Source organism: Paracoccus sp. FO-3, from assembly GCF_006386455.1.
Taxonomy (GTDB): Bacteria; Pseudomonadota; Alphaproteobacteria; order Rhodobacterales; family Rhodobacteraceae; genus Paracoccus; species Paracoccus versutus.
Map to the genome: position 1 here is coordinate 1 of NZ_VCBQ01000267.1, position 1,282 is coordinate 1,282.

Annotated in this window: 1 protein-coding gene; it reads left to right on the forward strand. The window is 68.9% G+C overall.

All coding sequences use genetic code 11. The features are described 5' to 3' along the window. Positions 1–39 precede the first annotated feature (39 nt). On the forward strand, positions 40–1,164 hold the full coding sequence (locus tag FE811_RS26885; protein WP_072464234.1) for a DcaP family trimeric outer membrane transporter: 1,125 nt from the start codon (positions 40–42) through the stop codon (positions 1,162–1,164). Positions 1,165–1,282: the final 118 nt, after the last annotated feature.

Consider the following 1,282-nt stretch of genomic DNA (forward strand, 5'->3'; position numbering starts at 1 on the left):
GTGCGGCGCGATGCATCACCAGGCTCAGGGAGGAGCACCATGAAGAAGACCCATATCGGCGGGCTTGGCCTCGCCGCGCTGGCGGCCGGGCTTGCCGCCCTGCCCGCCGCCGCGCAGACGCTGGAGGACCGCGTCGCCGCGCTCGAGGCGCGCCAGGCCCAGCCGGCCGGCCTGACCACGCCCACCGGCTTCACGCTGAACTTCTACGGCTACGTCAAGGGCGACCTGATCTACGACAACAGCCACGACCTCGGCATCCATTCGGGCGGCATCGCCGGCATCACCGCCGCCAGCACCGAGGATTCCGCCAGCCGCGCCCATGCCTACCAAAGCCGCATCGGCATCCGCGGCGCCCAATCCACCGACATGGGCGAGCTGAAGTTCAACCTCGAGGGCGACTTCCTGGGCGGCGGCGGCGGCACCTTCCGCCTGCGCCACGCCTTCGGCGAGCTGAACGGCCTGCTCGCCGGCCAGACCTGGAGCCTGTTCACCCCGGTGGGCGAGCTGCCGGCCTTCATCGACGCCAACGGCCAGACCGGCGCCCCGGCCTATCGCGTCGGCCAGGTCCGCTATACCGCCGAGTTCGGCGACACCTCGGCCGCGCTCTCGCTCGAAGAGGACAACTCGGCGCTCAAGGACCGCGTCGCCATCGCCGCCGCGGTGACGCAGAAATTCGCGCAGGGCAGCGTGAAGCTGGCCGCGATCTCGCGCAGCCTGGAGCATCCGGTCAACGGCGTCGAATCCAGCTGGGGCGCGACGATCAGCGCCAATGCCAAGCTGTGGCAGGGCGGGCTGATCCAGGCCTCCTACACCCAGGGCGACGGCATTTCCTCGCTGCTGCCGGCCTGGAGCGCGACCTATGCCCCCGAGCTGGACGCGAATGGCCAGGCCATCGGCGCCAAGGGCTACGGCATCGCGCTGAGCCATGCGATCACCCCGCAATTCGAGATCGGCGCGGGCTATGGCGTCAACGACTACGACGATCATGCCGGCGCGGCCGCGGACGGCACCGACAAGCTGAGCGCGGTGCATCTGAACGTCAAGTACAAGCCGGTCAAGCCGGTGACGCTGGGCCTGGAATACATCAGGGCCGAGCGCCGCCAGTTCGACGGCGCCAGGTTCGACAACGACAGGATCCAGTTCGCCGCGCAATACAGCTTCTGAAAATAGGCCCGATCAATCTCTCTCTCTCGTGGAAAAAGGCCGCTGGCGTCCGAAAGGATACCAGCGGCCAACCCGTCCAGGCGGGCCGGGAAAGCCGGGGATCGCGGCTTGCGACCGG